This window comes from Brevibacillus sp. NRS-1366 (assembly GCF_050467985.1).
Genome location: NZ_JBITPN010000021.1, coordinates 299405 through 321749, shown reverse-complemented (window position 1 = coordinate 321749; position 22345 = coordinate 299405). Strand labels below are relative to the sequence as shown.

The 22345-nt window shown below is 46.7% G+C and carries 23 protein-coding genes and 1 pseudogene; 20 read left to right on the top strand and 4 right to left on the bottom strand.

What is annotated here, in order from left to right:
- Positions 1-608: 608 nt before the first annotated feature.
- Both ACIFQN_RS15735 and catA read left to right on the top strand, forming a co-directional pair.
- Positions 609-2054, top strand: a complete 1446-nt coding sequence (locus tag ACIFQN_RS15735; protein ID WP_429833978.1) for an MFS transporter — start codon at positions 609-611, stop codon at positions 2052-2054.
- Between the two features lie 710 nt (positions 2055-2764).
- A complete protein-coding gene (catA, locus tag ACIFQN_RS15730) occupies positions 2765-3424 on the top strand; it encodes a type A chloramphenicol O-acetyltransferase (protein ID WP_429833977.1) in 660 nt (219 codons plus the stop codon).
- A gap of 53 nt (positions 3425-3477) precedes the next feature.
- Here the strand turns inward: catA and ACIFQN_RS15725 are convergent.
- Together ACIFQN_RS15725 and ACIFQN_RS15720 are read right to left on the bottom strand one after the other, a co-directional pair.
- Positions 3478-3669: pseudogene (locus ACIFQN_RS15725) on the bottom strand (VOC family protein); the annotation flags it as partial.
- Entirely contained in the window at positions 3597-5111 is a 1515-nt protein-coding gene (locus ACIFQN_RS15720; protein ID WP_429833976.1) for a DUF1254 domain-containing protein, read from the bottom strand. The pseudogene ACIFQN_RS15725 and the gene ACIFQN_RS15720, both read right to left, overlap by 73 nt.
- Positions 5112-5281: 170 nt before the next feature.
- On the opposite strand from ACIFQN_RS15720, the gene ACIFQN_RS15715 reads away from it, so the two are divergent.
- From ACIFQN_RS15715 to ACIFQN_RS15705, 3 genes are all read left to right on the top strand, one after another.
- On the top strand, positions 5282-5422 hold the full coding sequence (locus tag ACIFQN_RS15715) for a hypothetical protein (protein WP_429833975.1): 141 nt from the start codon (positions 5282-5284) through the stop codon (positions 5420-5422).
- Between the two features lie 134 nt (positions 5423-5556).
- Entirely contained in the window at positions 5557-6156 is a 600-nt protein-coding gene (locus tag ACIFQN_RS15710) for a DedA family protein (RefSeq protein WP_429833974.1), read from the top strand.
- 21 nt (positions 6157-6177) lie between these two features.
- On the top strand, positions 6178-6831 hold the full coding sequence (locus tag ACIFQN_RS15705; RefSeq protein ID WP_429833973.1) for a phosphatase PAP2 family protein: 654 nt from the start codon (positions 6178-6180) through the stop codon (positions 6829-6831).
- A 174-nt stretch (positions 6832-7005) separates the two neighbouring features.
- Here ACIFQN_RS15705 and ACIFQN_RS15700 read toward each other — a convergent pair whose 3' ends face one another.
- A complete protein-coding gene (locus tag ACIFQN_RS15700; protein ID WP_429833972.1) occupies positions 7006-8553 on the bottom strand; it encodes a vWA domain-containing protein in 1548 nt (515 codons plus the stop codon).
- Between the two features lie 279 nt (positions 8554-8832).
- Here ACIFQN_RS15700 and ACIFQN_RS15695 point away from each other — a divergent pair, with 279 nt between their 5' ends.
- The 12 genes from ACIFQN_RS15695 (at position 8833) to ACIFQN_RS15640 (ending at position 17769) form a co-directional block, all read left to right on the top strand.
- Positions 8833-9996: an iron-containing alcohol dehydrogenase gene (locus ACIFQN_RS15695; RefSeq protein WP_429833971.1), complete on the top strand. Its 1164-nt coding sequence runs from the start codon at positions 8833-8835 to the stop codon at positions 9994-9996.
- A 153-nt stretch (positions 9997-10149) separates the two neighbouring features.
- A complete protein-coding gene (locus ACIFQN_RS15690; protein WP_429834145.1) occupies positions 10150-10380 on the top strand; it encodes a hypothetical protein in 231 nt (76 codons plus the stop codon).
- 16 nt (positions 10381-10396) lie between these two features.
- Positions 10397-10717 carry a hypothetical protein gene (locus ACIFQN_RS15685; protein WP_429833970.1) on the top strand — a complete coding sequence of 107 codons (321 nt, stop codon included), beginning with the start codon at positions 10397-10399 and terminating at the stop codon, positions 10715-10717.
- A gap of 226 nt (positions 10718-10943) precedes the next feature.
- Positions 10944-11741, top strand: a complete 798-nt coding sequence (gene lgt, locus ACIFQN_RS15680; protein WP_429833969.1) for a prolipoprotein diacylglyceryl transferase — start codon at positions 10944-10946, stop codon at positions 11739-11741.
- A 214-nt stretch (positions 11742-11955) separates the two neighbouring features.
- A complete protein-coding gene (locus ACIFQN_RS15675; protein ID WP_429833968.1) occupies positions 11956-12288 on the top strand; it encodes a rhodanese-like domain-containing protein in 333 nt (110 codons plus the stop codon).
- 29 nt (positions 12289-12317) lie between these two features.
- Positions 12318-13439 (top strand): MBL fold metallo-hydrolase, encoded by a 1122-nt coding sequence (locus ACIFQN_RS15670; RefSeq protein WP_429834144.1) that lies wholly within the window; start codon positions 12318-12320, stop codon positions 13437-13439.
- 192 nt (positions 13440-13631) lie between these two features.
- Positions 13632-14318 carry a response regulator transcription factor gene (locus ACIFQN_RS15665; RefSeq protein ID WP_429833967.1) on the top strand — a complete coding sequence of 229 codons (687 nt, stop codon included), beginning with the start codon at positions 13632-13634 and terminating at the stop codon, positions 14316-14318.
- Positions 14257-15390, top strand: a complete 1134-nt coding sequence (locus ACIFQN_RS15660) for a sensor histidine kinase (RefSeq protein WP_429833965.1) — start codon at positions 14257-14259, stop codon at positions 15388-15390. The genes ACIFQN_RS15665 and ACIFQN_RS15660 overlap by 62 nt, the downstream gene beginning before the upstream one ends.
- Positions 15391-15468: 78 nt before the next feature.
- Entirely contained in the window at positions 15469-15969 is a 501-nt protein-coding gene (locus ACIFQN_RS15655) for a hypothetical protein (protein WP_429833964.1), read from the top strand.
- On the top strand, positions 15962-16684 hold the full coding sequence (locus ACIFQN_RS15650; RefSeq protein ID WP_429833963.1) for a cytochrome c biogenesis CcdA family protein: 723 nt from the start codon (positions 15962-15964) through the stop codon (positions 16682-16684). The genes ACIFQN_RS15655 and ACIFQN_RS15650 overlap by 8 nt, the downstream gene beginning before the upstream one ends.
- 19 nt (positions 16685-16703) lie before the next feature.
- A complete protein-coding gene (locus tag ACIFQN_RS15645; RefSeq protein WP_429833962.1) occupies positions 16704-17261 on the top strand; it encodes a peroxiredoxin family protein in 558 nt (185 codons plus the stop codon).
- Between the two features lie 40 nt (positions 17262-17301).
- Positions 17302-17769, top strand: coding sequence for a hypothetical protein (locus tag ACIFQN_RS15640; RefSeq protein ID WP_429833961.1), 468 nt, complete (start codon positions 17302-17304; stop codon positions 17767-17769).
- 639 nt (positions 17770-18408) lie between these two features.
- Here the strand turns inward: ACIFQN_RS15640 and ACIFQN_RS15635 are convergent.
- Entirely contained in the window at positions 18409-18957 is a 549-nt protein-coding gene (locus tag ACIFQN_RS15635; protein ID WP_429833960.1) for a GbsR/MarR family transcriptional regulator, read from the bottom strand.
- A 259-nt stretch (positions 18958-19216) separates the two neighbouring features.
- On the opposite strand from ACIFQN_RS15635, the gene ACIFQN_RS15630 reads away from it, so the two are divergent.
- The 3 genes from ACIFQN_RS15630 to ACIFQN_RS15620 are packed head-to-tail and all read left to right on the top strand — an operon-like array spanning position 19217 to position 22344.
- Positions 19217-20305 (top strand): ABC transporter ATP-binding protein, encoded by a 1089-nt coding sequence (locus tag ACIFQN_RS15630; RefSeq protein ID WP_429833959.1) that lies wholly within the window; start codon positions 19217-19219, stop codon positions 20303-20305.
- A complete protein-coding gene (locus ACIFQN_RS15625) occupies positions 20302-21456 on the top strand; it encodes an alkaline phosphatase family protein (RefSeq protein WP_429833958.1) in 1155 nt (384 codons plus the stop codon). Before ACIFQN_RS15630 ends, ACIFQN_RS15625 begins: the two co-directional genes overlap by 4 nt.
- Positions 21457-22344: a carbohydrate ABC transporter permease gene (locus ACIFQN_RS15620; RefSeq protein ID WP_429833957.1), complete on the top strand. Its 888-nt coding sequence runs from the start codon at positions 21457-21459 to the stop codon at positions 22342-22344.
- Position 22345: the final 1 nt, after the last annotated feature.

The window sequence follows — 22345 nt, the reverse complement described above, 5'->3', positions numbered from 1 at the left end:
CATTCCGCTAAAAACGCGGTCGCTCCTCCTTGAGGAGGCATCGATAGAGGTTTATAATTAGTTTTAGACTAATCCGATCAAAGAGCAACAAGGGTAAACTAGGAAGAGAAAATAAAGTGTTAGACTTCGGCTGTTTCTATAAGCATTTACTAGCTATTAGTTCAACATGATGCAAGCAGTTCAGTTCGCGAAAGGAAAATTGTAACATTAATTCCAATGATTCGGTACCGTTTCGCATTGTTCTTTCAGTATGTTTGCTATGGCTAAAGAAATTACCTAATGGCACAAAAGCTTGAAGACTTTTTGGTTTAACTCAAAATTGATTTAACCACATTGCCTTGCCATTTAATTTATTCTCGAATATAATCGAAATCAAATATTTGTACGGAAAGGAGGTAAAAAGAGATGGAGGCTGTTTTCATGAATGCTGTTTTGGGAAAAAACGCAAAAGTTTCAGGCGGTTTTTTTTTCAACGGGATACGTATGCCCTTTTTCAGATATACAATTCATGAAAATAGGTACCGGTTTCTTTTTGCCTTCTTGCTTAAGAAAGCAGTCGATTTAGCCTCCTAAAATAGTAATCCAATATTTTAGGAGGCCATAACAAAATGAACACAATCACAAAATCAAACGATCAAAATAGAGCATCTACAAAGCTGTTGATGACGGTCTTAGTATTATCGTCCCTTCTGGCTGCCATTACAGTAGATATGGTGAATCCTGTTCTGAGTATGATAAGCGAGTCTTTGAAAGCTTCAAAGGCGCAAGTAAGCTGGGTAGTAAGTGGCGTTGCCCTTGTACTAGCAATTGGAGTTCCCCTTTACGGTAGGATGTCCGATTTTTTTGAGCTGAGGAAGCTGTTCACATTTGCTACTTCCATATTGACTCTTGGAAGTCTTATCTGTGCCGTTGCTCCAAGTCTTTCAGTATTAGTATTTGGCCGAATGGTTCAAGGCGCAGGAATGTCTGCCATTCCCATCCTATCCGTTGTGGCCATTTCTAAGGTTTTTCCGGAAGGTAAACGTGGATCGGCTTTTGGGGTTGTTGCAGGGTGCATAGGAATTGGAACGGCTTTCGGACCGATTTTCGGAGGAGTCGTTGGTCAAATTTGGGGCTGGCACGCTCTATTCTGGATAACGTTTATTCTGTCGCTCCTTATAGTAATCGGATCCATCTATGCTCTACCACCAATTAAACCAACAGTAGAAGGTAATGACGAACGGAGATTTGATTTGGTCGGCGGTTCCCTACTCGGCCTGACCGCAGGACTTTTGCTGTTTGGGGTAACACAAGGGGAGTCAGCTGGCTTCGCCTCATCTTCTTCTTTAGGAAGTCTGCTGGGATCTTTAGTATGCTTGATCGGCTTCATTTGGCGTATACGCACAGCAAGCAAGCCATTTGTACCGCCGCTTCTGTTCAAAAACAGAGTTTTTGTTAACTCACTCGTAGTCGCTTTCTTCTCTATGTTTGCCTATTTTGCTGTTCTTGTGTTTGTACCACTGTTGATTGTGGAAATCAATGGGCTTACCCCCGGAAAAGCTGGACTGACACTTTTACCAGGAGGTGCCGCAGTTGCACTCCTTTCACCATGGGTTGGGCGAATCTCTGATCGAGTCGGAACCAAACCACTTTTGATCGTCGGGCTGATCATCATGGGAATTTCCACCCTGTTCTTGTCGTCATTTGCCTCTGGAGCATCTCCTATTTTGGTTTCAATTGGAGTTATGGGGGTGGGGATAGCAGTTGCTTTCATCAACTCACCTGCCAATAATGCTGCTGTAGGCGCTCTTCAAAAAGATCAAGTTGGTACTGGAATGGGCTTGTTCCAGGGAGCCTTGTTTCTTGGAGCAGGAACGGGAGCAGGAATTATCGGAGCTTTTTTGCATGCACGTAGAGATGCTCCCGAATCGTTAAATCCACTGTATACTCTTGATGCGATAGCATTTTCCGACGCATTTCTGGCTACGACCATAGCAGTGATTATCGCCCTATTTGCTGCATTCGGACTGCGAAACGACAAGAAAGGCAGTAATTCAGCTAATCTATTCCAATAGAGGTGTAAAGCTGATATTCCACTGTTCATTCAAAGTTTTTCGAAGTCAATACGTTTGGTGATTAAAAATGAGTAAGCAGCCTTCTTTAAGAGGCTGCTTTTCTTTTATTACAATAGAAATTTATGCTATCTAAAATTATACGGTTTCATTTTTTGTAAGTATTCACTTTTGGACGTATGCCAAGAACAGATAGGACACTGCCTTGGCATAATGACTGGGAGCTAGTCTAAATCATTTCTTTTCTTAGTCTACAGCTGGCCGAGGAAAAAGGAGAAAACAGCGAAGATCATAGAAACACCGACCGAGGCGCAATGGAAAAAGAGAAACGCGCCTTTAAGAGTCCACCTCTGAGAAGCCCCCTGAGACGGCTGCTTTGGACGCGGTTTCGCTTTTTACATGGAGCTGTGCAGGGATGCCCCAGCAGGTGTTCCTACGCAGCTGGAGCGTATTCTCCTTTTTCCTTTCCTCCACAACAGTTAGACTGACCACACAGCCAAAGGACGCGGGTGCCCGCGTTTTTCTTAAATGGAACCGAAGAGGAGGCTGCGGTACACGGCTGAGTCAGGTAGGATTCAAGCTGATGGCACCACTGTATGGTATGATGAGGAAGTCAGGCTGACGATAAAGTGAAAAGGGACGGGTGTTATGGTAAGGACACGCAAAGTAACCTCCTAAAATCAAAGAATGCGATTATTTAGGAGGTTTATCTAATGAAATTTCATCGTATCAATCTGGACAAATGGGAACGAAAACCTTACTTCGACCATTATCTAAATCAAGTGAGATGCACTTTTAGTATGACGGCAAACATTGATATTACTGAATTGCTCCCCGTCCTTCGTGAAAAGGGCGTGAAGCTGTACCCGGCCTTTCTCTATATGGTGACGCAGGCGGTCAATGCGCATCGTGAATTCCGAACAACATTCAATGCTGAGGGGCATTTGGGTTATTGGGAGCGTATGGTGCCGAGCTATACTTTTTTTCACCAGGACGATCAGACGTTTTCTACAATGTGGACGGATTTCACCGACGATTTCTATGCATTTCATCAAAACTATGCAGCCGATATGAAAAAGTACGGAGACAAAAAGGGTATCGTAGCAAAAGAAATGGAGCCGCCCTATGCATTCCCTGTCTCCTGCATCCCGTGGGTAAGCTTTACCGGCTTTAACTTGAACATTTTCGGCGATGGACGGTATTTACTGCCGATCATTACGAGCGGGAAATATTTCGAGCAAGAGGGCAAGACGTTATTGCCTGTTTCGTTGCAGGTTCATCATGCGGTTTGTGACGGATACCACGCCAGTCTTTTTATGAACGATGTACAAAAATGGGCAAAAGATTGCAAGGAATGGCTGCTCCTCGATTGATTGAAAAAAAACATTAGGTTGTCGACCAAGTCGGCAGCCTTTTTGAATCTCGTTCAACAGAGAACTTCGACGGTAAATCCTCCCGGAGCTTCAACATAGAATGTCCAACCATGAGACCTTTGTGGCGGACTCACATCAAACCCGTCAGCCTTCAAGCGTTGATTGATCTCGTTCACCCGCTCTTCACTCTCCTGAATGAATCCGATATGAAAGGTCTTGGGATAGCTGACTTGAGCACCTCTAATACTCCCTTCGCACTTTTACTCTCATATACAGGCGGCCACGCATGATCTTTTCTCCAAGGATCAGGAGCAGGGGCAAAGACCCGGAGTACGAGATTGAAATCGCCTGCAGGGGTAGGAATCCAGTTTGATTCTTTGCCTGGGGGTGGTTCTTTTTGAATGTAGAGATCCAGCGAGCCATCCGGATTGTAGACGAGCGTACCCGTATTGCTCCGAACAGACGAACGATTTGCTGCGGTGGTAGCCAAATAAAGCTGGTGGCTGTAGACGTTGATCGACCAAAAAGCCGGCGTCTGTGGCAATTGTTCCTTCGTAAAATGCAGGGTGTAACGTTTTGTACCTGTCAGCAGTCCTCCTCGTTCATCCGTGTAAGCACGATAGTAGACTTCCTCTTCAGGAACATTGGCAGCCAATCCTGAAAAAGCGATGAAGGCACGTGCGAGAAATTGGTTGCCGTAGGTACCGATCGGGGAAAAGGAACCCCACCCATTTCGAATGTGCGTATAAGGGGGGAAGCCATTTTGCACAATCCCTGGAGCCTCCAACAGAGCCCGTCTTAAGCCGGCTAAGGTTGCTGGACGGAGCTTGGAAGGAGTAAAGCCATGCTCTACGTCAATTCCAGCAAGGGCAAACTGGTCGAGTAGCACACGATCACAGGCTGGAGGCGGATTTTTGCAGATCATGTCCGTCATGATTTTGAAAAAGGACAGGGAAGTCAGCGCGTCAGCAGGAATCGCGGCAGAAACCTGTGGGGCAGAGGCTTGCTTGGCCTGAAGTAGGGGGGCAAGGGTGATCTGTTTTTCAAAACGAATCGCTTGTGGCAAATCGCTATCACCTTTGACCTCTACCCGTCCAACCAGCCAGACTGTACCCGTAGGCGTTTGTATAAGCGAGGTATTTGCTGGGACAATTCCTTTCCACCGAGGACCCGCAATCAGATAGCGTCCTGCCTTTTGCTTGGTTGAACGATTGGATACATTGCGAAACGTATTGGTGTAGACGTCCAGCATTTGCACGGTATAGTAACGATTTTGCGGGTTGTCTGGCACATTCAGGATCACAGGTGACTGCGACAAATCCAGCCAGGCATTCATATACAACGTATCGGAATTGGGGGTAACGATGTCCCGATAAGCGGGTGAAGCCAGCGTTTCGGAATAATAAAACTGGTTGATCGGAGCACGGCTTTGGGTCATCTCTCCCATTGTTTTGGCGGAAATGACGAGAGGATAGCCATAAATGTAAGCCTGAATGCCGAGTGAATAGGCTAGCTCCTCCTCGGACTCGGCGAGTTGTTTCAGATGCTGGGCAGTCGGAAAGGGAGCAGGAGCAGAACGGGAAGGCACACCAGAGGCAGCTTGCAGAGTGGGAGCGTACGGTTGAAAAAGAGAGAGACAGAGCACCCAGGCCACAAGTGCGATGATTTTAGGCGACAAGCGACGCATGATACCCCTCCTGTATCAAAACGAGTCATGGATTACGCAGTCGTATTCTTCGCGGGACGATGGCTATTTTATACAAAAGAAAAAGCCACCTAGCATGTAAGAAAATGTGCCTAGACGTTCCAAGGAGAAAAGTAATACTGGCTGCGGCGAAATAATTAGGATTTTTGGCTTTGATTCTTGCTTTTGCGAAAAAGGGCTGGATTCTGATTGTTGTTGTGCTCGGCGCAGTGGTTAGCTTTGTGAAAAAAATGGTAGGTAAAAAGAACAAAACGGAACACAGTGAATCAGATGAGGAAAAACCGTCCGCCTAACTGGTATCAAGACCGGACTGATAGAATGAAAGAAATGAGCGACAGCTTTTCTCCGTACGAGAATGGAGATGGGCTGTCTTTTTGTGTAGGGGGGAGAATAGAATAAAATAGGACAACGTTTATGGAGGTAGCCATTGGAACAACATCTGGATTTGTTTCTGATGAAATATGGTTATGTGGGAATTTTTGTTTCGCTTGCTCTAGGAGTAGTTGGACTGCCGATACCAGATGAGGTATTGATGACTTACGCAGGGTACGCGGTTTCCCGCGGCATTTTGGATATGCCATTTGCAGTGCTGAGCGCATTTTTGGGAGCGGCGGTGGGGATATCAGTTAGTTATGCGATCGCATTGAAGTGGGGACTGCCCTTATTGCTAAAAGTAGGTCCTTATCTACATATCACACCGAAAAAAATCGAATCAACCCAAGGGCTTTTTACAAAATTTGGTCCTTATCTTTTGTTTATCGGCTATTTTTTGCCAGGAGTAAGGCATATAACCGCATACTTGGCAGGAATGGCTTCGATGGATTTCCGCAGGTTCGCTATCTTTTCCTATTCTGGCGCGCTGCTCTGGAGCATGACTTTTTTGTTGCTGGGACGAGCGCTCGGAAAAGAATGGTTCAAGGTCGTCGTCTATATCCGGCATTACGGTCTTACGTTCTTGTTGATCGCTGCCGCGGTTGCCATCGTCATCTACCTTTTTCGAAAATACAAACCAACCACCAGGACATGAGGAAGGGAATGCGCTCATTCGATGAATCAGTGGAAGCTGTCTACCAAAACCAAACAGTACGTACTCGTTTGCATCCTTATAATCGTTGGGTGTTTGTTTATTTTTGGAAGGCTGGGTCAGGAAATGCAGGAACAAGATCTGGCAGGGTTTGACTCGTGGGTCATCGGAAAAGTGCAATCGACGATTACACCTAAGCTTACATCGGCCATGTTGTTCTTCACATTTTTGGCATCTTCGTCGTCCTTGATGACGTTAGCCATTCTTTCTGTCTTGCTGATGCTGTGGCAGCATAAACGGTGGGAGGCCCTATTTTTAGTGATTGCCTTAGGGGGCGGCATCTTGTTTAATCTCCTTCTCAAGTCGCTTTTTCACCGAGAAAGACCAACGATCCATCGCTTGGTGGAAGAATCGGGATACAGTTTCCCTAGTGGGCATTCCATGGCTGCTTTCATTTTTTTCGGGATGTTGGCGATTTTGCTCTTTCTCTTTGTCGTTTCTCGTGCTGCAAAGACTGTGATTGTCTTACTCGCTGTTCTCTTGATTCTTATGGTAGGAGTGAGCAGAATTTACCTTGGCGTGCATTACCCAAGTGATGTTTTGGGAGGGTTTGCTGCCGGGGGAGTGTGGCTTGGAATTAGTCTGGCAGGACTGAAAATCGTATTGGAAAGAAGATAAGGAGAGAGGATAGGTGGAAGGGCGAAAAGCATTTCATGGGGGCGAAATGGTAAACGGGAGCCTGCCTGCGATGCCTGTCGTCAAATAGAGCAAGTGTATGTGGAAGTCGGCGAATCGGAGGCAGGTATCTCCCGGTTTACCATGGATCAAAAGATGGCTGTCGCAGTTATAGTTTTAATGTCCGCGAATCGCCAGGCTGTCCTTTACCAGCCGAACAAATTCAAGCTGATGCTCCCCCTGTGCCGATGACTCGGCCAGTTTCAATACATCAGGCAGGGAAGATTCTTCTGCCGATGGACTCTTACGCAATATTTCGGCGAACTCGGCTACAGAGGCGAGGAATTTCAAGTCAGGTGCGAGAGCGTTTTGTACCTGTACGGACTGGGACACTTCTTCTACCTTTTGCGAGGTCGGGTTGTGGTAGCGGATGCGAACCGTACCGATATCGGTTGTATCCGCGGCTTTGAGCTTTACTTCGTACAAAGCGGTCACACTATGACCGGCGCCGACCTCTCCTGCGTCTGTCTTGTCATTGCGGAAATCCTCATCCCGGACATCACGATTTTCATAGCCCAGCAAGCGATACGAGTCTACTTGTTTGGGGTCGAATTCCACCTGGATTTTCACGTCACGGGCAATGGTCTGGAGGGTCCCCGTCAATGCTTCAGTGAAAACGCGGCGTGCCTCTGAAAAGGAATCGATGTAAGCGTAATGTCCTTCTCCTTTGTTTGCGAGCTGTTCCATCAAGACGTCGTTATAATTGCCCATGCCAAAGCCAAACGTGCTTAAATAAATATCTTTGCGAGCGTAGTCCTCGATTGAGCGCAAAATTCCTTCTGCACCCGTTTCCCCTACATTGGCGACTCCATCGGAGCAGAGGATGACTCGATTGATCGCACCGCTTTCAAAAGATCGGGACGCTATTTCATAGCCGAGGCTCAGTCCTTCCTCGGCGTTGGTGGAGCCTTCGGGACTAAGGCTCGTGATCGCTGCCAAAATCGTTTGTTTGTCTTCGGCAGAGGTAGGGGTAAGGAGCACACGCCCCTGGGATCCATAGACGACAATCCCCACCGTGTCGGATGGCTGCAATTGATCAACGAGGACATGTAAGCTTTTCTTCACAAGCTCCAACCGATCTTCGCGATTCATCGAACCAGAGACGTCAATGACAAAGACGAGATGAGCGGGTTTTCTTTCTTCGACAGCGATTTCCTTGCCCTTGATCCCGATACGGACCAATTGATTCCCTTTGTGAAAAGGGGAGGGGCCGCCATCGGCTTGAATCGCGAACGTATTCTTTTCAGGAGCGGCATAGGCTGACGGGAAATAGTTAATGAATTCTTCCACTCGAACAGCTTCTGCTGGCGGAAGAGAGCCGTCTTTTACATAGTTGCGCATGACTGTGTAGGAGCCGGTGTCCACATCAGCGGCAAAGGTGGAGAGATTGTCCTTTGCGGTAGATACGAATGGATTGGTGCCATAGTCTTGGAAGTACATATCGTTTTTCCGGGAGGAGGATTGCTTTGTGAGCGCGTAATCTGCCATGCCTGTACTCTCAGAGCTTCTTGGAGCACCGGCAGGAGCGGATGCGTTTGCGTTTGCCTGATTTGAAGTGGATTCGGTTTGGCCCCCCGTTGGCTGTGGGCTTGAACTGCCTGAGCTGCACCCGATCAAGGATGCGACCAAGATCGTGATGCCACCTGCGTGAATCATTTTTTTCATATCTGTATAACCCCCTTTGCCCTATGTGACGTGGAAAAAAAAGGAACGTTTCAAAGGTGGCGCTTTTTAACGTGTAAGAAAGTTTCAGTGCTTCACCGCATGGAAGCGACATGGCTTAAACTTTCTGGAGCGCATGGAAACTTTCCGCTAAAACGCGGTCGCTCATCCATGAGCAGGCCTCGATAGAGGTTTTCCTATTGTCGTAATCTTTTTGCAATTATTCTGGAATGGGAACCCGTACGCTTGTATGATGAGAGTATAAGGTGGGGAGGGAAATCGATGAACACATACAGTTACTTTTGTTCTACACGAATAGAAATGGGGACGGGCAAATCAAAGGAATTGCCAGCACTTTTGCACTCTCTGGAGGCAGGCTCGTCCATTTTACTGGTGAGTGATCCCGGTGTGATTCGGGCGGGATTGGTTGTACCGATTCAAGCTGCGCTTGAGGGTGCGGGCTTTCGCGTTTCGCTGTTCGACCGGCTGAGCCAGAACCCGCGTGATACGGAGTGTATGGAGGGCGCGACGCAATTTCGTGATGTTTCTGCTGATATGGTGGTGGCGATTGGCGGAGGAAGCGCAATGGATACCGGCAAAGCGATTGCTCTGTGTGGAAATAATGGCGGCACTCCTGCTGATTATGCAGACGGTCGGCTGTCTTACGCAAATATTGCTCCGATTATTTGTGTGCCAACTACTGCCGGGACAGGCTCCGAGGTCACTCGTTCCTCGGTGATTACAGAATCGAGTACCCATCGCAAAATGACGCTCAAGCACGCATCCCTGCGCCCGACGCTCGCTGTGCTTGATCCGACTTTGACCTACAGCGTACCTGCATCTGTTACGGCTGCTACAGGTGTAGATGCACTAGTACACGCCATCGAGGGATATACGTGCAAGGCAACGAATCCAATCTCTCAAGCACTTGGCGCAAAAGCGATGAAAACGATCATCTCCGCGCTTCCTGTGGCTTTTGCTGATGGTCAAAATGAAGCTGCTCGCCATGCCATGCTGGAGGGGAGCTTACTCGCGGGGTTATGCTTTGGCTCTGCGGATGTGGCTGCTGTACATTGCTTGGCAGAAGCACTTGGCGGTATGTACGATACACCACACGGAATAGCCAACTCAGTCTTTTTGCCGCACGTATTGCGATTTAATGCCATGGAAAACAAGGCGATGCACGCTGATTTGGCCCGGTACATGGGATTTGCGATGGATGCAGACACAGATGAGCTGGCCGTCGAGAAGCTGATCGCAGGGATCGCAGCGTGGACCGAGAGCCTGGGAATTCCGAAGCTCAAGGATGTGCCCGGGGTTAAAACGGAGGACTTCCCACGAATCGTAGAATTGTCCATGCAAAACGGCTCCACGCCAAGCAACGTGCGGACGATTACAGCAGAAGATTACCTGCATATTTTGGAAGAGGCTTATCAGGTGCGCTGAGGCAGGCTCCTTCATGTTTCCTGGCAGCGCCCCACTCGTGCAAAGGTCCGAAAACAGAGCTTTTGTACGAGTGGAGATTTCCTCCCTCCATGAATAATAACCATTCCTTGCCGCAACTATGAGCAGCAATCATGTGGAAAGCGAGTGATTGGCATGGTACCGTACCCTGGCATCTATTACGCGATCTTTGCTCTTATTTTGGCTGCCGGCTTGATAGTTACTATCTATTTTATGAAAAGGCAAGGGAGCAAAGAATTGGACCATCATGTAAGCGAAACGACAGTAAAAAACAAAGTTCTCGGCAACACAGGAATGCTCTTTTACGTTGGGGCGTTTGCGGTCTTGCTGGCGGTATTGCTCATTGGCATCATGGTGTATTCATAAGAGAGGGGGCGTACTTATGGAAAAAAAGCGATACTATGTCTCCTTACAAGCCGGAACCGTCATGGAACACCAGGGGGATTCCGGCTATGAGTTTGAAATTGAGGCAACCGAAGACGATGTGGCTTATCTAAAGACCATGTTTGAGGATCGGACGGCGTATGAATTTAATACATTCACGCGAAGCCATATCGTTGCCCTTCCCTATCATTTTGATTCCGAGAACGATCAGTACGATGAATGCTTGCGCCAAATTTATGCCGCCATTCATAAATGGGGAACGGATGAGACAAAAAATCATATTCAATCGATGGGAATTCTCGACGCGTCAATTCAATGAGAATTTCATCAGAGATGAACAGAGGGGAGACAATCTGTGGGTATCACACACTGGTTGCCTCCTTTTTTTGTGTACAAATCCGTTTCTCTAGCGCTCCTTTTAAAGACAATGCCATCTTTTTCTGATAGTATAACCGTTATCCAAAAAATGCGGTAACGAGCGGGCAAGCAACTCGTTTTTGGGTGAGCTGTCGCAAAATAGATACTTAGTTAAGGATGTGACTAAATTGCACCAATACTTGGGGTTCATTGGTTCATTTCCGATTCGATCGTACAGCCTGCTGTTTGTTCTGGCTATCGTTCTTGGCATTGGAGTTACCGTTACGCTGGCCAAGCTCCAGAAAAAAGAGCATTTGGCGGAGCACCTGCTGAATTTAGCGGTTCCAATGATCATTGGAGCTATTATTGGTTCCCGATTTTGGACCGTCTTTTTCTTTGACTGGGAATTTTACTCCAAGCATCCGGAAGAAATCATCGCAGTATGGCATGGTGGGCTTTCGATCCAAGGCGGCGTCGTTGGTGCCATCCTGGTTGCGATCTGGTATGTCAGGAAGCATAAGATATCTTTCTGGGAGCTGGCAGACCTGTGTGCGCCTGGGTTGATTCTCGGGCAGAGCATCGGGCGGGATGCGAATCTGATGAATGGAGATGCATTTGGAGATCCGACTGGCGGGAATTGGGGAATTCTTTATCCAGAAGGAACGAATGCGAGAGCTACGTTTGGGGATCAGCCGCTATATCCTGCCGAGGTGTGGGAAGGGCAGATGGATGTCATCATTTTTGCGATTCTCCTTCTTCTGATGCAAAAGCGTTTAACGAGAGGCTATCTGTTCCTCGCCTATAATATTCTCTACAACCTGGGGCGATTCTTTTTGGAAATGCTGCGCGGTGATTCGCATCGCTTTCTATTCAATTGGACAACAGCACAGTGGACATCTGTGGTTGTGATTCTTCTTTCTGTGGGCATTGGTGTATATTTGCGCAGAAAGCAAAAGCAAGAAGAGCTGGGCGGACTCACGCCATAAATAAGGAAATAGAGATGAAGTAAGCAAATCCTCGTCAATATGATGAGGATTTTTTTGTATGATGATCCACCTCGCTGGACATAGGCAGTGCCTCCTTTTGCTAGAACGGATGTATTGACAAGAAAAAAGCAAAACCATATTATAATACCTATAGGGGTATATGTATAAAGTAAATTTGCGATATCGCGTTTTTCAAAACAGGGAGGTAACTCGAATGAGCAAAGCATGGCAAGATATATCGCCGCAAGCCGTTGAAGCAAAGCTGGAGCAAAAGGAAGCAGTCCAATTCATTGATGTCAGAAATCCCGACGAATACAGCGAGGGTCATATAGAGGGAGCGATCTTGATTCCACTTCCCGTGCTGCCGGTCAGACTGCATGAAATTGACCCTGAGAAAGAAGTGATCTTCATCTGTCGCAGTGGCGCCAGAAGTTCTCAGGCTTGTGAGTATGTGACAGGCCAAGGGTACAAGAAGGTCGCGAATATGACAGGTGGCATGCTGAATTGGCAAGGAATGCAAGAGACAAAACAGGAGGGATTAGCATGACTGCAAATATCACTACAGCCTTACAAGCGATGACACCGCATGAGTTAACCCAAATTGTTTTCCATAAAGGAGAATTGTTTATTTTGGATGTTCGCAATCAAAGTGATTTCCACGATTGGAAAATAGAAGGGCAAAACATAGAGATTATCAACATTCCTTATTTCGATTTAATGGACGGAGTAGAGTCGGCTCTTGAGCAAATTCCAGAAGGTAAGAAGGTTCTCGTCGTTTGTGCAAAAGAAGGATCGTCGATTTTCGTTGCAGAGCAAATCGTAGAAGCTGGCAGAAGGGATGTGTATTATCTCCAAGGTGGGATGAAGGCATGGAGTGAGCATCTCGAACCGGTGAAGGTCGGGGATTTACGAGATGGCGGGGCGCTCTATCAGTTTGTGCGGATCGGGAAGGGCTGCCTGTCCTATATGGTGGTGTCGGGTGGCGAAGCGGCTATCGTCGATACACTGCGGATGACTGACGTGTATGAGGATTTTGCCAGCATAAATAACATTGCAATCACTCACACGCTTGATACTCATTTGCACGCAGACCATATTTCCGGCGGCAAGAAACTGGCAGAGAAAGTAGGAGCAACCTACTGGCTTCCTGCCAAAGATGCGGAAGAAGTGACCTTCTCGTATGAAAAGCTGGAAGAAGGCAAAGACATCACCGTCGGAACTACCAAAATTGCCATCCAGCCGGTCTACTCGCCAGGGCATACGATTGGCAGCACGTCGTTGATCATCGATGACATGTACTTTCTTACAGGCGACATTTTGTTCGTGGAGTCGATTGGACGCCCGGATCTGGCCGGAAAAGCAGAGGATTGGGTAGGAGACTTGCGCAGCACGTTATACACTCGCTACAAAGAGCTGTCTGACAATCTGATTGTTTTGCCTGCCCACTTTGGCAAAATCACCGAGCTGGGAGAGGGCGGAGTGGTATCTGCCAGACTGAAGGACTTGTTTGCAAAAAATCCCGGACTGAACATCGCAGATGAAGGTGAATTCCGAAGCGCCGTAACAGAAAATTTGCCGCCACAACCGAATGCCTACCAAGAGATTCGTCAAACCAATATGGGGAAAATACAGCCGACAGAGGAAGAACAACGGGAGATGGAGATTGGGCCCAATCGTTGTGCGGTTCATGATAAATAAACAAGGATACAGCCGAGCGAGCACTTTCATATTTGTGCTCGCTTTTTTCAACGTGTAGGAAAGTTTAAGTGCTTCCCTGATAGAGGTTTTCTTATTTCTTCACCAGACCAGGCAGATAAATATGGAACGAACTTTATCGTTTCTTTACAATGGATAGATTAAATGAAGGTGGGAGATGAGGGAGGGGAATTCATGGACGGAAAAAACATCCTGATCATTGAAGATGATCCGAAAATAAGAAGGCTGCTGAAGCTGTACCTGGAACGAGAAGGTTATGAAGTAGTGGAGGCGGAAAATGGGGAGGAAGGGATGGAGGCTTTTCAAATGTTTGATCCCTGCTTTGTCATTACCGATTTGATGATGCCAAAGCTCAGCGGAGAAGCATTTTGTAAATGGATTCGTGGCGAGCTGAAAAGCGACATTCCGCTGATCATGCTAACCGCAAAAATAACGGAAGCCGAGCGGATTGAAGGTCTGAAAATGGGTGCTGACGATTATATAACCAAGCCTTTCAGTCCTCAAGAGGTCGTGACCCGCGTCAATACCGTACTCAGAAGAACCGCCAATCGATGCAGCAAAATCAGTTATAAGGGGCTGACGATCAAACCGCTGCGCAAAGAAGTCAAATATAACGGAGCGATGATTCCTCTGACACAGCATGAATTCAAGCTGCTTTATTTTTTCATGAGACATCCCAATCAAATCTTGTCACGCGAGCAAATTTTAGGCGAGCTGTACCCGAATGAAGAGAAGGCAGTGATTGATCGTACAGTCGACGTTCATATGGGCAAGCTACGAGAAAAGCTCGAGTCAACCAATGATGCACCGTGTTTTTTTGAAACCATTCGCGGAATGGGGTATCGCTTTGTCGCTTATTAGTCAGCTACGTGAGTGGAAGCAGCAGATGGCCTGGAAGCTGATCGGAGTAAATATTGTTGTCATTCTTGTCGTGATTTGGCTTGCGGGTGTTTCGGTTAAAGATTTCGCGTGTGTGCTCGTCGAGAAGTACCGTTTTGTCGGAGAAGAAAAGAACCTCCTGTTTAACCAAACCATGCAATTTTACTTGATGCGTGCGAGCCTTTTAGCGATTGTGGTTGCTGCACTCATTCATTACGTATGCATCAAGAAAATGCTAGTTCCCCTTCGGCGCTTGGCTCAATCGACGCGTCAACTCATGGAGGGGACTTACCCTGAGATGATTGCGGTCACTTCCCATGACGAAATCGGGCAGCTAACCAAGCATTTTAATGATATGACGCGGACGTTGAAGCGGACGGAAGAGAATCGCAAGCGTATGCTGAGCAATATTTCTCATGACCTGCGAACTCCACTCAGCAATTTAAATGGGTATTTGGAGGCGCTAAAAAGCGGAGTGATTACCGGAGACCGAGAGCTGTATCACTCTCTTTTAGAAGAATCGCAGCATATAACCAGAATGGTCGAGCAGCTGCATCTGCTTTCTGTATGGGAAGATCGCCGCGAGACTAGCATGACCAAAACAAGCTTACAGATAGATGAGTTGATTTCGAAGAGTACGAACACCTTTCAGTGGGAGTTGAAAAAAAGAAATATGGAGCTGAACGTATCTCTGGAGCCTGGAATCGTGATTGGCGATGAGGATGGATTACGGCAGGTGCTCAACAATTTAATGCAAAATGCCATTAGCTATAATACGGGACGGTTCATAGGGATGTCAGGCAAAAGCGAGCCGCTTTGTTATCGCGTAACCGTGAGTAACGTTGGCGAGCCGATGCCAGAAGAGGTACGGGAGCTTGTCTTTGAACGATTTTTTCAGGTAGATCCGTCGAGGCAGCGCACACAATCCGTCAAAGGAAGTGGGCTTGGTTTGGCGATCGTAAAAGAGGTAGTGCAGAAGCATGGGGGAGAAGTCGGGCTGATTTCTGAGGAAGACAACTACTCGTTTTGGATAACAATTCCACGAAGCGGATAATCGTATTTGAAACTTGGATGCTTTATCAAATCTTTAAAAAGGAACGGTACTCTTATGAATAAAAGGAGGCCGTGAGAATTGTACAACTTTCAAGTAGGCTCTTTGGTTGTAAACGGGCAGCTCGTCTTGTTTTTCAGCTTTTGGTTCGGGGGCTGGCTGACGCTGCGATACCGATTGCGGAACAGACAGAACAAAAAGATGATTTTGTCCGTGGTAGCAAACGCCTTTTTGCTATGGCTGCTCATTTGGAAAGCGAGCTATTTCCTTTTCCATCCGCACGAGGTCATCTTCCAGCCGATGTCGCTTTTGTATTTTGACGGAGGGGAACGTGGAAAATGGGCGGCCAGCCTGGTTGCAATCGCTTATAGCGGGTACGTGTTCTGGAAGCGAAACATGTCGCTCGGGCTTTGGCTAGATAGCGGAGCCTGGTTTATGTTTGCTGGCTGGATGCTTTATCACATTTTGTTGCTGTTAATGGGTACTTCTCCGTCGATCTATGTGTTTCTTCTGGCTGGATTATTCTTGGCATGCTGGGTCTGGTATCGAGAGAAGCGGCAAGAGGGAGGCGCTCATGGGTAACGTTACCGTTCTGTTAGCGTTTGTCGCGGGGATGCTGTCGTTTTTGTCTCCCTGTGTTTTTCCGCTTATTCCTGCGTATGTGTCCCATTTGACAGGCTCCACCATACAGGAAGGCAGACTTGTCGTTCAAAGGAGAACATTACTCTATCAGTCGCTCAGCTTCATTGTAGGATTTACGCTCATTTTCATCGCTATGGGGGCATCAGCTAGTCTCCTTGGCCGCTTTTTTGCTGAAGAACGTGATTTGGTTCAAAAAGTGAGCGGGCTACTCATTGTTGTGTTTGGATTGCAGATGATCGGATTTTTAAATCTGCGATTATTGATGGCTGGTAAGACGTGGGAAACAAAGCGGGACATGAGCCGTGGAACCATTCGATCGTTTCTTACGGGCTTGGCGTTTGGCGCAGGCTGGACTCCATGTGTGGGACTTGCGTTGTCATCTATATTGCTTCTGGCAGGGTCTACGGAAACATTGTGGCACGGGGTCGGCATGCTGGCGGTTTATTCGCTCGGGCTGGGGGTTCCCTTTTTGCTTATTTCGTTGTTGTTGACGTATTCGCTCGGTATTATGAAAAGACTGAACAGGTGGATACCGCTCTTATCGAAAATCAATGGCTGGCTGCTTATCGGAATGGGATTTCTGTTGTTTACCGGACAACTGCAAAAAATCAGCGCTTGGCTAACCCAATATACGTTCTGGGACATCAACTTTTAACAAGTGGAGGTACGAGGGCTTGAAAAAAAGTATGATCGCGATCATTTTGTTGGTTGGACTTGTCGTTTATGGCGGATACGATTTGTTTCAAACATCTTCGTTAGAAACAGGACAATCCAAGGAGGCAAGCATAGCTAATCTGGAGACGGGTACGCAAAAGGGACAAGTGGCGCCTGACTTTTCGCTGACGGATCTGAATGGGAATGAGGTCAAGCTAGCTGATTTTGCAGGCAAGAGAGTACTGGTGAATTTTTGGGCAACCTGGTGCCCTCCATGTCGAATAGAAATGCCCCATATGCAAAAATTTTACGAGGATTACCAAGCGAAAGACGTCGTTATTCTGGGTGTCAATTTAACCCCTTCGGAGAAAAACATGGACGTCGTAAAAGATTTTGTACAGGGGCAACAGCTGACATTCCCGATTGTGTTGGATCAAAAAGGGGAAGTCACACAAACCTACCAGGTCGTCGCCTATCCCACTACCTATATGCTGGATTCCAATGGAGTCATTCGGGAAAAGTTTCAAGGAGCCATCAACTATGAAGTAATAGAGAAAGCCATTTCAAACATGAAGTAAACAGGAGTGAGTCGAGATAAGCCAGCAAGTTGCAAAGCTGATGCTATTTACGTTATCCGCTTGCCCGATGGGGCGGTCCATACAGACCGTGCTAGGTGAGGTTTTATCTGTTAAACAGGACACTAGCTATGAAGTGGTCTATGTCGATGCGGATCATGAAACAACGAATCATTACCGTATCAAGGCGAACCCGACAACGCTCTTTTTGGCTTTAGACGGACAAGAGCTGTATCGTTTTGAAGGTTTTAAAGAGACTACGGAAGTAATGGACTTGCTTGAGCAAATGGAAGAAGGAACACTTCGCTCCGAAGAGAATAGAGAAGAAAATCGGGAGAGTAAGGAAGTCTACACGATCTATTTATTTGACGCTGAGCAGATTGTCCCGGTGGAGGTAGAATCGATCAATTTGACGTCGATCAAGGCACCGAGAATAACGGCGATTCAGCAATTGCTGCGCGAGCGGCGAGATGGGCTCGAAAATCCGTTTCCCGAGCATACTTCGCTTTAGGCTGTCTCCTTTCAAAATCAATCGGGTGTGGTCACGCTTCGTACCGACACAAAGGTGAGCGCCGAGCAAGTCGAGCGAATGCGGGCATTGCTTGCCCAGACGTTAGCTGTCTATGGTGTCAATGAAGTGGCATTGGACTGGGCGTAAGCAGCACCCAACCCCCGCTCCCTATGTTATCCTTACACAAAAATGAATGAAGAAAACAGCCCTCTACGAATAGGGCTGTTTTTTTGTACAGAGAAGCGTTTATAAAATTCCTATCCAGTATAAGGGCCACCGCGACTCCGCCAGAAGGCCTCTGTTTCATTTTGGTTTGTCCATAAAGAAACTCCGTGGAAAGCTCCCAGAAGAAGGCAGGGGTAAGATCCAAGGCTGGCCGAGGAAAAGGGAGAAAAAAGCGAAGCTCTTTGGGGCCCAGCCGAGGTGGAATGAAAAAAGGGAAACACGTTTTTAAGCGTCCACCTCTGAGAAGCGTCATGAATCGGCTACTTTGGACGCGGTTTCGCTTTTTTCATGGAACCGTGCAGGGATGACGCCTCAGCAGGGGTCCCAAGAAGCTGGAGCGTTTTCTCCCTTTTCCTCTCCTCCACCACAGTCACACCGACCACCTAACCTAAGGCCGCGATTCCGCGATTATCCTCATTCCTGATCCAGATAATCCCCATCCCGCAGCCCATTCACGAACTTCTGCAGCCAGGTGTAATAGCTTACGCCGTGGCGCAGCTTATGCAGGTCACGCAGGCATTCCTGTCTTTCGGTATCGGATGTGTCTTCCGCAAGTACCATTTCTGAAAGCTCGGGAACCACTTGATTGATTGCCCCGAGCATGACGTCGATTTCCCGCTGCAGCTTCATAGTAAAGAAGACACGGAAGGTCTGGAAAAAATCGGTCTCCGCCACATATTGATCCTTCCGATCCTTTTTCTCCTCCAGCTTGGTGACCATTTTGGAATCAAGCAGTGATCGGATTGCATAGCTCATGTTGCTCTTGCTCATATTCATATAGTCTTTCATGTCCTCAAGTGTCATCGGCTTATCCTCGAAAAACATGATACCGTACAGCTTGCCGAAAGAATGGTTGGCGCCGTAGAGATCCATCGTTTGCGCAATAGCTTCGATGACTTGGGCGCGTAATTCATTACGGCGCAGCGACGACCCTTCCTGAGCCTGTGTGGTCATCTGCTTCATACAGACACTCTCCTTTGATATTTACGAATTGCGAGCATACCTTTACAAAAAAACAAACTGAAATTGACACCCCGTTAACACAGGTTGTTTACGATGAATGTACAATATTTTTTGTACAGAAGTTCATTATCTAGTTATTACATGATGATTCTATCAAAAATTCAATAGAAATTGAATGATAAATTGGAAGAAAAATCTAGTCCCCGTTGCAACTGTCAGAACGACGCCGACTACGAAAATTGGATGAGGGGTTTTGATCATGTCAAGTATTACGTTGAAGGCATTATCCAAACAATATACAGATGATAAGCACACGCTAAATGATTTAAGCCTGCATATCAAAGATAAAGAGTTTCTCGTGCTGCTCGGACCGTCCGGATGTGGAAAATCCACTTTGCTGCGCATGATTGCCGGTATTGAAGACATCACACAAGGTGAAATATACATTGGCGATGTTTGTGTAAATAAAGTGGAACCCAAGGATCGCGGGGTAGCGATGGTTTTTCAAAACTATGCGCTGTATCCGCATATGACCGTATTTGAGAATATGGCTTACGGGCTGAAAATCAAAAAGGTGAAAAAAGCCGAACGAGAAAAGCGGATTCATGCCGCAGCCGAAATTTTGCAGATCAATCCCTTGTTGAAACGGCTCCCCAGCCAATTGTCAGGTGGGCAAAAACAGCGGGTTGCAATCGGGCGAGCGATCGTCAAAGAACCAAAGGTCTTTTTGATGGACGAGCCGTTATCCAACCTCGATGCGAAGCTGCGTAATGAAATGAGAATTGAAATAAAAAAACTTCATGAGCGCCTGGATTCTACTTTTATTTATGTCACTCATGATCAGGTGGAGGCAGTCACGCTAGGTGATCGGATTGCAATTATGACAGAAGGAAAGTTTAGACAAATCGGTACTCCGATGGAAATCATTGATTGTCCCATCGATATGTTTGTTGCTAGCTTCATCAGTTCACCACCAATCAATTATCTGGATGCTGTTCTCGTTAATCGCGATGGACAAACCTATGTAGATACTGACGGAGTACTCGTGGAAACGGACTTGCCGATAGAAGTGATCAAAGACCATCCGAGAGTAGTAGCAGGGGTCAGGCCTGAGCATTGTTTCATAACGGAAGACAGCAGCAATGCATTTGTCATGGAGGTTTTGTTTACGGAAATTATCGGGACGGATGTGTTATTGCATCTAAAGCACAAGACATCCCATTTCATTGTGAAAAAAAGCTTTACGCAAACGTATGAAAAGGGGCAAAAGCTGTATGTGGGAATGCAGGCAAACCATGTCCATGTGTTTGACAAAAATACGCAAAAAAATGTAAGGAGCCTCCAATGAATGTTCTTCTTTCGTTAGATGGTTTAAGCTATCAAATCTTTGAACGCCGCGCACAGCAATTTGTCGGGAAAGGCTTTTCGTACTGTAAAAAAATGATCACGACGTTTCCTTCGGTTACGTTTCATGCTCATGCAGCGGCGATCACAGGGAACAATCCTGACAAGCATCTTGTCTTTGACAATGTTGTGGCTCGCTTGCAAACCATGGAAAGAATCGAGTTGTACAAAGACCACGACAGCATTTGTAATGAAGCACTACATAAACAAACGCTCTTTTACTCACTGGCTAGAAATGGGCTTAGGAGCTGCTGCATTCATTGGCCGTTAACGACTGGCAACCCGTATATTCAGCATCTGGTCACTGAATCGAGCAGCAAAAAAAAGCTTCAAGGCGCAGCTTCAGTGGTAGAGATCGATAACGTAGCACTGCACGAAACGATCCAGACGATTGAATCAGAGGCATATGACTTTATCGCTGCACGATTTGTCGGGTATGATGCTCTGTCCCACCACTATGGAAAAGATTCTATGGAAGCAGCCGAATATCTTGAGAGGCTGTTTGAACATATCGGGCAAATTGATCTCACACTCAGAAAATCGCAACAACCATACAACTTGTTTCTCTTTTCCGATCATGGACAAAGTGATGTTCAATCGTTCTTTTATCCGAATGAGATTTTGGCGCAAAGCCGCTGGCGGGAACAGCTATCTAACAAACAAATCCGGTTCGTCGGCGACGGGAGCGGGTCGTTATTGTTCTACAGCTCGCTTTGCCATCTGCAAAATCGAGAAATCATGGATTGCTTCAATCAATTTACAGAAGTAAATCACTTTTATGAGATTACCGGAGAAGCCCGTTCAGAATACAAGCCTGTCGGCATCCTGGACCTGAATCATAAGGTGTGCGGCGAAGATATCGTTGCTCCAGAACAGCCCAAATACATGGAGATGAAAAGCTTGCACGGGTACCATCCTTCCAATGTCGATGAGATGAATGGATTTATGGTGTGCATGGGTGAAGGGATCGAGAAAGGCAAAACAATAGAGGAAGCGCATCTGCAAAACATCGCACCGACGATCGCAGAGCTGTTTCAAATCTCTCACGAATGCGACGGTACCAAAATCAATGACATGATCAGGGAGTACGAATAGATGCTCAGGCTAATCAGCAAAAATGGAAAAGACAACCTATGGTCGCTAGCACTTCTGTTGCCGACTCTCATTCCATTAGTTGTTTTTTGGATTTATCCGATGATCAAGACGTTCCACATTAGCTTTACGGATTGGAATTACATTTCACCGACATTCAATTATGTGCAATTAGACAACTACAAAAATTTAATCAGCGATACCTTTTTTGCAAAAGTACTGATGAATACGCTCGTGTTTACGTTTTTCACAGTCGTTCCGCCAATTCTTTTGGGGCTGTACGCGGCTACCTTATTGAACAAAATCAAAGCATTTCGCAATTTCTTTGTTGCGACTGCTTTTTCATCGTGGATAACCCCGACTGTCGTGGTTTCAATGGTATGGGTCAGCATATTCGACAGTGATTCGGGAATCGTCAATCTGATTTTAAAAGGTGTAGGTTTAGAGCCGGTTAAGTGGCTGGGTGGACAAACGACGGCAATGATTGTCGTCATTATCGTAACCATTTGGCAGTATTTGGGATTGGCAATCCTGTTGCTGACCTCTGCCTTAGCAAAGCTAGATCCAGAAGTAGAGAAGGCCAATGATTTGGACGGCGGAAAAGGGCTGAGAAAATTAGTGAAAATCACCCTGCCCGCCATCTCCCCCATTCTCGTATTCTTGTTTATCTTTTTTACGCTGAATTCGCTCAAAGCCTATGATCAGATTTATATTTTGACGCAAGGCGGCCCTTCAGGTGCGACCTCAACCATTTTGTACTATTTCTATGTGCTAGCTTTTGAGTGGTATGAAACCGGTCCAGCTTCTGCATTGGCAATGATTTTCCTAGTGATTTGCCTTTTGATCAGCGCATTAAATTTCGGCGTATCCAAAATCCTGTTTAAGAAATGAG